The organism is Methylobacterium sp. WL116, from assembly GCF_008039455.1.
GTDB lineage: Bacteria > Pseudomonadota > Alphaproteobacteria > Rhizobiales > Beijerinckiaceae > Methylobacterium.
Genome location: NZ_VRUV01000195.1, coordinates 1 through 7,973, shown reverse-complemented (window position 1 = coordinate 7,973; position 7,973 = coordinate 1). Strand labels below are relative to the sequence as shown.

At 70.8% G+C, this 7,973-nt stretch carries 10 protein-coding genes; 7 read left to right on the top strand and 3 right to left on the bottom strand.

All coding sequences use genetic code 11. The features are described from left to right. Positions 1 to 3 precede the first annotated feature (3 nt). The gene (locus FV223_RS14950; protein WP_246689689.1) at positions 4 to 1,218 is read left to right on the top strand and encodes a peptidoglycan DD-metalloendopeptidase family protein; all 1,215 of its coding nucleotides are present in this window, start codon (positions 4 to 6) and stop codon (positions 1,216 to 1,218) included. A 67-nt stretch (positions 1,219 to 1,285) separates the two neighbouring features. On the opposite strand, the gene FV223_RS14945 is transcribed toward FV223_RS14950, so the two are convergent. From FV223_RS14945 to FV223_RS14935, 3 genes are all read right to left on the bottom strand, one after another. Next, on the bottom strand, positions 1,286 to 1,639 hold the full coding sequence (locus tag FV223_RS14945) for a YidB family protein (RefSeq protein WP_147727781.1): 354 nt from the start codon (positions 1,637 to 1,639) through the stop codon (positions 1,286 to 1,288). A gap of 50 nt (positions 1,640 to 1,689) precedes the next feature. Next, complete coding sequence (locus FV223_RS14940; protein WP_147727780.1) at positions 1,690 to 2,070, bottom strand: YidB family protein; 381 nt, start codon at positions 2,068 to 2,070, stop codon at positions 1,690 to 1,692. Between the two features lie 177 nt (positions 2,071 to 2,247). After that, the gene (locus FV223_RS14935) at positions 2,248 to 3,123 is read right to left on the bottom strand and encodes an ATP-binding protein (RefSeq protein ID WP_147727779.1); all 876 of its coding nucleotides are present in this window, start codon (positions 3,121 to 3,123) and stop codon (positions 2,248 to 2,250) included. A 142-nt stretch (positions 3,124 to 3,265) separates the two neighbouring features. Between FV223_RS14935 and FV223_RS14930 the strand changes: the two genes are divergently transcribed. The 6 genes from FV223_RS14930 to FV223_RS14905 all read left to right on the top strand — a co-directional run. Next, positions 3,266 to 3,664, top strand: a complete 399-nt coding sequence (locus FV223_RS14930) for an MAPEG family protein (protein WP_147727778.1) — start codon at positions 3,266 to 3,268, stop codon at positions 3,662 to 3,664. Between the two features lie 123 nt (positions 3,665 to 3,787). Further along, positions 3,788 to 4,123: a preprotein translocase subunit YajC gene (gene yajC, locus FV223_RS14925; protein WP_147727777.1), complete on the top strand. Its 336-nt coding sequence runs from the start codon at positions 3,788 to 3,790 to the stop codon at positions 4,121 to 4,123. 164 nt (positions 4,124 to 4,287) lie between these two features. After that, complete coding sequence (gene secD / locus FV223_RS14920) at positions 4,288 to 5,895, top strand: protein translocase subunit SecD (protein WP_147727776.1); 1,608 nt, start codon at positions 4,288 to 4,290, stop codon at positions 5,893 to 5,895. A gap of 49 nt (positions 5,896 to 5,944) precedes the next feature. Continuing rightward, positions 5,945 to 6,886 (top strand): protein translocase subunit SecF, encoded by a 942-nt coding sequence (gene secF / locus FV223_RS14915; RefSeq protein WP_147727775.1) that lies wholly within the window; start codon positions 5,945 to 5,947, stop codon positions 6,884 to 6,886. A 27-nt stretch (positions 6,887 to 6,913) separates the two neighbouring features. Next, the gene (locus FV223_RS14910) at positions 6,914 to 7,291 is read left to right on the top strand and encodes an MTH938/NDUFAF3 family protein (protein WP_147727774.1); all 378 of its coding nucleotides are present in this window, start codon (positions 6,914 to 6,916) and stop codon (positions 7,289 to 7,291) included. Next, on the top strand, positions 7,288 to 7,973 hold a 686-nt coding region (locus FV223_RS14905), incomplete at its 3' end, for a phytoene/squalene synthase family protein (RefSeq protein ID WP_187276147.1). The genes FV223_RS14910 and FV223_RS14905, both read left to right, overlap by 4 nt.

Genomic DNA, 7,973 nt, shown 5'->3' with positions numbered 1-7,973 from the left:
GCGCTGACGCGCTTCGCCGCCGACCTCGGCATCCCGGAAGCGCGCGTGCCGACCCAGCCGATGGCGCAGACGACCCGCGTCGCCTCCACCGGCACGCCCGGCTGGAACGCGCAAGGGGGCACCACCATCACCGTCGCCCCGAACGAGAGCCTCAACCAGATGTCGACCCGCTTCGGCGTGCCGGCCTCGGCGATCCTGTCGGCCAACGGCCTGACCAGCGCCGGCCAGGTGACGCCCGGCCGCCAGCTGATCATCCCGGTCTACAGCGCCTCGGGCATGAACCCGGCGGCCGCCCCGATGACGGCGCGGGCCGTTCCCGCCGCCCCCTCGGAGCGGATCAAGGCCGCGGAGGCCAAGCGCCAGGACGACACGAAGGCGGAGGCCAAGCGCAAGGAGGCGGCCAAGGAGGCGGCCAAGGAAGCCGCCAAGGAGGCCCAGAAGGAGGCCGAGGCCAGGAAGCTCGCCGACAAGCGCGCCGAGGAGAAGGCCCGCAAGGACGTCGCCGCCAAGGAGGCCGACGCCAAGAAGCATCACGTGCGCCCCGGCCAGGTCGCCAAGGCCGATACGAAGCCCGACACCAAGGCCGAGGCGACGCGCAAGGCCGAGGCGGAGGCCAAGCAGGCCAAGGTCGACGCCGCCAAGGCCGACGCCGCCAAGGACGCGGCGAAGAAGGTCGCCGAGGCGAAGGCCGCCAAGGCCGCTTCTGAGAAGGCGGCCTCGGAGAAGGTCGCGGCCGAGAAGGTCGCCGCCGCCAAGCCGGAGCCGGTCAAGACCGCCGCCGTGGCGAAGGTCGAGCCCGCCAGCACCGGCTCGGTCGCCGCCGCGGCCCCCAGCGCCCCGGCCGCGCCGGACCAGACCTTCCGCTGGCCCGCCAAGGGCCGGGTGATCTCCGGCTACGGCTCCTCGGGCAACGAAGGCATCAACATCGCGGTGCCCGAGGGCACCGCGGTGAAGGCCGCCGAGGACGGCACCGTCGCCTATGCCGGCTCGGACGTGAAGGGCTACGGCAAGCTCGTGCTGGTGCGGCACTCGAACGGGTACGTGTCGGCCTACGCCCACAACGGCGAGCTCGACGTGAAGCCCGGCGAGAAGGTGAAGCGCGGCCAGACGATCGCCAAGTCGGGCGCGTCGGGCAACGTCACCTCGCCCCAGCTGCACTTCGAGATCCGCAAGAGCGGCGCGCCGATCGACCCGATGTCGCAGCTCGCCAGCAACTGAGCGATTTCCCGAGACCCACGATCGAGGGCGGTCCGCGAGGGCCGCCCTTTCGCGTTTCGGCGCGTCGTCAGGTGCCGGGCGTGCGCAGCGTCCCGTCGGGGCTGTGCTGGTCGACCGCCGCGGGCAGCACCTTCGCCAGGACCGCGAGGACCTGGTCGGTCGGGATCCCGAGCTTGTCGGCGATCTGCCGGACCTGCTCGTTGTCCAGGACCTTGCGCAGGTCCTCGGTGGTGATCGGCGCGTTCGGGCCGCGGCCGAGCCAGGAATTCACCTGTGCGGCGTAGCCCGAATTCTGGAGCTGGTTCAGCAGCCCCTGAAGCCCGCCCGGCAGCACCCGCTCGACGATGCCGGGAAGGGCCTCGACGGCGGCCTGGCCCAGGCTGCCGCCGAGCGCCGACTTGAGGGTATCGAACAGGCTCATCGCTGGGTTCCTCGCCGTGATCCGCGCTTCACTCTAGCCGCCGGCCGGCGTCAGGCCACCTGCGTCGAGAATTGCCGCTGCGGCGCGAGCGTCCCGTCCCGGCTCTGGCGGTCGACCGCACCGGGCAGGAACTCGGCCAGCGCGGTCGGCACGCGCGCTTCCGGGATGCCGAGGTCGGCGGCGAAGCGCGTCAGCGCCTCGGGCGAGAGCAGGGCGGCGTAGGCGCCCGCGGGGAGGGCGACGTTCGCCTCGGATCCGAGCCACGAGGCGACGGCCGAGCCGTGGCCCGCCGCACGCAGGGCATCGAGGAAGGCCGGCAGGCCGCCGGGATAGATCTTGGCGAAGGACATCGGCAGGCCGTCGCCGCCGATCGCGTCGATGCGGGCTTCCGCGCGGGCGAGCGCGGATCGGATCGCGTCGAAGAGTCCCATGATGTCAGCCCCGTCCCGCCTGCTCGTCCGCCGGGAGGCGGATCGCTCGAGGTGCAAGCTCGGGCGTAGCGGACGCAAAGCAAGCGCCTGCGGCGTCGAGAAATGCGCCTGCGGCGTCGACAACGCGCCTGCGGCGTCGACAACGCGCCCGCAACCGATCGGCCGACGGGATTTCGATCAGTCGAGGGTCCGGCCGAGCCGCCCGGCCAGATCCTGGATAAACTGGAAGGCGGTGCGGCCGGAACGCGAGCCGCGGGTGGTCGCCCATTCCAGCGCCTCGGCCCGGAGCGCGTCGGGCTCGACCGGAAGGGCGTGGCGCTCGGCATAGGCGCGGATCATCGCCAGGTACTCGTCCTGGCTGCACTTGTGGAACCCGAGCCACAGGCCGAACCGGTCCGAGAGCGAGACCTTCTCCTCCACCGCCTCGCCGGGGTTGATCGCGGTGGAGCGCTCGTTCTCCACCATCTCGCGGGCGAGCAGGTGCCGGCGGTTCGAGGTGGCGTAGAACAGCACGTTGCCCGGCCGTCCCTCGATGCCGCCGTCGAGCGCCGTCTTCAGCGACTTGTACGAGGTGTCGTCGCCATCGAACGAGAGGTCGTCGCAGAACACCACCCAGCGATGCGGGTCGGAGCGGAGCGTCGCCATCAGGTCGGGCAGCGCCTCGATGTCCTCGCGGTGGATCTCCACGAGCTTCATCGGCAGGGCGCCGGCCGCGCGGCGCGCGTTGATCTCGGCATGCACCGCCTTCACGAGCGACGACTTGCCCATGCCGCGCGCGCCCCAGAGCAGCGCGTTGTTGGCCGGCAGCCCGCGCGCGAAGCGCTCGGTATTCTCGGCCAGGGTATCGCGCGCCCGGTCGATGCCGGTGAGCAGGCCCATCTCGACGCGGTTGACGGTGCGCACCGGGATCAGCCGGCGCTCGGGCCCCCACAGGAAGGCGTCGGCGGAGGTGATGTCCGTCACCGGTCGCGCGGGCGGGGCGGCCCGCTCCAGCGCCGTGGCGATGCGCTCCAGCAGCGGCATCAGGGTCTCGAGGGTGGTCGCTTGCGTCATGGCGGATCGGTTCGGATGGCTCTTCGAGGACCGCACGGGCCTACGCGCGCTCGGCACGACTCGCAACACGAGCTGCGACACGGCCTGCAACGTCCGGAGCCCGCTCGCGTTGGTCGGCGCATCGCAACGCCGGAGACCCGCCTTGATCTTCCCCGCCACCACCGCCCTCTTCGCCGCCCTGTTCGCCTTGATCTACATCGGCCTGTCCGGCTGGGTGGTGGGGGCCCGGGTCAGCGGCAACGTCCTCGTCGGGGATGGCGGCCGGGACGGATTGCAGCGTCGCATCCGCTCGCACGGCAACTTCTCGGAATACGTGCCGCTGACGCTCGGCCTGATCGCCCTGCTCGAAGCGGGCGGGACCCGGCATTGGATCGTGCTGACGCTGCTCTGGCTGCTCCTGATCGCGCGCCTGCTGCATCCGGTCGGCATGTTCGCGCCGGTCAACTCGCCACGCCAGTTCGCCTGCCGCGGCGGCGGCATCCTCGTCACCCTGCTCGTCATGACGGTGGCGGCGGTGCTGCTCCTCGTCCGGGCGATGTGAGGGGCGCGCGCCGCCCGGCGTTGCTTTCGGAACGCCTCTGGCTATAGTCCGCGCGCTTTCAGACAGGCCCGGCGACGCTTCCGACAGGCGCGCACGGGCCCGACGTCACATGAGGAGACGCGCTTGATCACCCCCGCCTTCGCGCAAGGGGCCGGCACTGCTGCCGGCGGAGCCGAGATCGCCTTGCAGGTGGTTCCCTTCGTCCTCATCTTCGTGATCATGTATTTCCTGATCCTGCGGCCGCAGCAGAAGCGGGTCAAGGAGCATCAGGCCCTGGTCAAGAACGTCCGCCGCGACGACACGATCGTCACCAACGGCGGCCTCGTCGGCCGGGTGGTGAAGGTGCTGGACGACGCCACCGAGATCGAGGTGGAGATCGCGCCGAACGTCCGGGTCAAGGTGGTGCGCACCATGATCTCCGAGGTCCGCGTCAAGGGTGGGCCGGTCAAGGCCGCCTAGGGCGCTCTCCGCCGAAGTCGGGGCCGGTTCGGCTCGAGAGCGCGTGGGACGGCAAGAGCCCGGAACCGGTTCCCAACGCGACGCGATCGGGAACGGCTTCGGACCCGCCGGATCAGGATGCCGGGGCAAGCCCTCGGCAGGACTGCAGAAAACAGAGTCGGCGGATGCTGCGCTTTTCCCGTACCAAAATCGTCGTGACGCTCGTCGCGATCCTGATCGGCCTCAGCCTCGCGGTGCCGAGCTTCTTCTCGCCCGAGCAGCGCAAGGGCTTCATGGCCGCGCTGCCGGGCTGGTTCCCCGCTTGGATCGTGCCGACCCGCGCGATCGTGCTCGGACTCGACCTGCAGGGCGGCTCGCAGCTCCTGCTGGAGGTCGACCAGGCCGAGCTCGTCGCCTCCCAAGCCAAGGCCCTGCGCGACGAGGTCCGCGGCGTGCTCCAGCGCGAGAGCGTGCGGGCCGACGGCGGCATCGGCATCCTCCAGCGCGGCGTCCAGGTCCGCGTCGCGGACGCGGCCGCCCGCGCCAAGGTGATGCCCAAGCTGCAGGAGCTGGCGCAGCCGATCTCGAACCCGCTCGTCGGCCAGACCGGCGGGCGGACGCTCGACATCACCGAGCAGCCCGACGGCCTGATCCGCCTCGCGCTCACCGATGCCGGCATCAACGAGCGCACGCGGCGCGCCGTGACGCAGGGTATCGAGGTCATCCGCCGCCGCCTCGACTCGACCGGGACGCTGGAGCCGTCGATCCAGCAGCAGGGCGCCGACCGCATCCTGATCCAGGTCCCCGGCCTGCAGGACCCGGAGCGCCTCGAGGCGCTCCTGGGCAAGACCGCCAAGCTCGAGTTCCGGATGATCTCCGACAACCCGGCCGGCGACGTTGACATGCTGCCCTCGCGCGACGAGCGCGGCGCTAAGGTGGCGGTGGAGCGCCGGGTGATGGCCGACGGCGGCGACCTGACCGACGCGCAGCCGGCCTTCGACCAGCAGACCCACGAGCCGATGGTGAGCTTCAAGTTCAACCTCAAGGGCGCCCAGCGCTTCGGCCAGGCGACCTCGGAGAACGTCGGCCGCCGCATGGCGATCGTGCTCGACAACGAGGTGGTCTCGGCCCCGGTGATCCGCACCGCGATCACCGGCGGCTCCGGTCAGATCACCGGGAACTTCTCAGTGCAGCAGGCCAACGACCTGTCGATCCTGCTGCGGGCCGGCGCGCTGCCGGCGAAGTTCACCGTGGTCGAGCGCCGCGTCGTCGGGCCGGGGCTGGGCAGCGACTCGATCCGCGCCGGCAAGATCGCCACCGGCGTCGCCGGGCTCCTCGTCGTCGGCTTCATGTTCCTGACCTACGGCACCTTCGGCTTCATCGCGAACATCGCCCTCATCGTCCACGTCGGGCTCATCCTCGGCCTGATGTCGGTGCTGGAAGCCACCATGACGCTGCCCGGCATCGCCGGCATCGTGCTCACCATCGGCACGGCGGTGGATTCCAACGTGCTGATCTACGAGCGCATGCGCGAGGAGCACCGCGCCGGGCGATCCCTGGTCTCGGCGCTGCAGGCGGGCTTCGACCGGGCCTTCGCCACCATCATCGACTCGAACTCGACCATGGCGATCGCCGCGCTGATCCTGTTCTTCCTCGGCTCCGGCCCGGTGAAGGGTTTCGCGGTCGTGTTCATCCTCGGCATCCTCACCACCGTCATCACCGCGGTGACGCTGACGCGGATGATGATCGCGGTGTGGTACAAGTCCTTCCGGCCCAAAGCCCTTCCGTTCTGAACGTCGCCCGTTTCGGGAGGCCGCTTCCCGATCGCAAGGTCCCAAAAGAATGCGCCTGCTTCGCCTCTGGCCCGACGAGTCGCACTTCGACTTCATGCGCTTCCGCCGCCTGAGCTTCCCGCTCTCGGCGATCCTGTCGGTCGTGACCGTGGTGCTGTTCCTCACCGTCGGCCTGAACTACGGCATCGACTTCAAGGGCGGCACGCTGGTCGAGCTGCAGGCGAAGTCGGGCACCGCCGACGTCGGCGAGATCCGCCACACGGCCGCCGGCTTCGGCTTCGGCGAGCCCGAGGTGCAGGAGCTCGGCAACCAGGGCACCGTGCTGGTGCGCCTGCCGCTTCAGCCCGGCGAGCAGGGCCAGACGGCGGTGATGAACAAGGCGCACGGCGCCTTCGACAAGGATTACGAGTTCCGCCGCACCGAGACCGTCGGCCCCCGCGTCTCGGGCGAGCTGGTGCAGTCGGGCACGCTCGGCGTCGTGCTCTCGGTCGTCGCGGTGCTGCTCTACCTGTGGTTCCGCTTTGAGCGCGAGCTGGCGCTCGGCGCCATCGTCGGCACGCTCCACGACATCGTGCTGACCATGGGCGTGTTCATCGTCACCCGGATCGAGTTCAACATGACCTCGATCGCGGCGATCCTCACCATCGTCGGCTACTCGCTGAACGAGACCGTGGTGGTGTTCGACCGGACCCGCGAGCTGATGCGCCGGTACAAGACGATTCCCACCGACGAGTTGCTCAACCTGTCGATCAACTCGACGATGTCGCGCACCGTGATGACCTCGATCTCGGCCTTCCTGTCGCTGCTGGCGCTGGTGCTGTTCGGCGGCGAGGCGATCCGCGGGTTCGCGGTGGTGATGCTCTGCGGCGTGGTGATCTGCACCTACTCGGCGATCTTCGTCTCGACGCCGGCGCTGATCTATCTCGGGCTGATGCTCTCGGGCACCAAGGCCCAGGCCGCCCGCGGGCGGCTGCCGCAGGCCGCGGAGTAGGGCCGAGAGACGGGGGACGCACAGCGCATGGCCGAGCTCGACGGCTTCCTGCCCGGGCGCCACCTGATCGACGCCTACGGCAACGGCGGCTTCCGCTTCGGCGAGATGTCGCACCGCGGCTCGATCCTGGCGCTGCCGTCGGGCATCCGCGCCTGGGCCACGACCGAGGGGAGGGCGATCGACCGCACCGCGTTGCGCCCGGTCCAGGCGGAATCGGCGGAGATCGAGCTGCTGCTCGTCGGCACGGGCCTCGACATCGTGCCGCTGCCACCCGATCTTCGGGCATGGCTCAAGGACAACCGGATCGGTCTCGACGTGATGCAGACGGGCGCGGCGGCGCGCACGTACAACATCCTGGTGGCGGAGAACCGCAAGGTGGCGGCGGCCCTGATCGCGGTCGCGTGAGCGCAGAGCCGGGGCAGGGGGACAGCCAAGCAGAGGGTAAAGGCGGCCTCGCCTTCGCCTTCCGCCACTGCGAGGACCTCGTCCGCGCGGGCGACCCCGACCGCTACTTCGCCACGCTGTTCGCGCCGCAGGCCTTCCGCCCGCACCTGTTCGCGCTCTACGCCTTCAGCCTAACGGTCGCGCGGGTGCGCGAGGCCGCCTCGAACCCGATGGCCGGCGAGATCCGCCTGCAATGGTGGCGCGACGCGCTGCAGGGCGAGGCCCGCGGCGACGTGAAGGCCAACCCCGTCGCCGCCGCGCTCCTCGACGTGATCGTCGCGCGCCGCCTCGGGCGCCAGCCCTTCGTCGATCTGATCGACGCCCGCGTCTTCGACCTCTACGACGACCCGATGCCCCGGCTGAACGACCTGGAAGGCTATTGCGGCGAGACCGCCTCGGCCCTGTTCCGCCTCGCCAGCCTGATCCTGTGCGACGGCACCGAGCCGAGTGGGGCGGCCGCCGCCGGTCATGCCGGCGTCGCCTACGGCATCACCGGCCTGCTGCGGGCGATGCCGTGGCACGCGCGGGCGGGCCAGGTCTACCTGCCGGCCGACGTGTTCCGCAGCCACGGCGTCACCCGCGAGGACATCGTCACCGGCCGCGGCGGCCCGGGCCTGCGCGGCGCCTGCGCGGACCTGCGCGC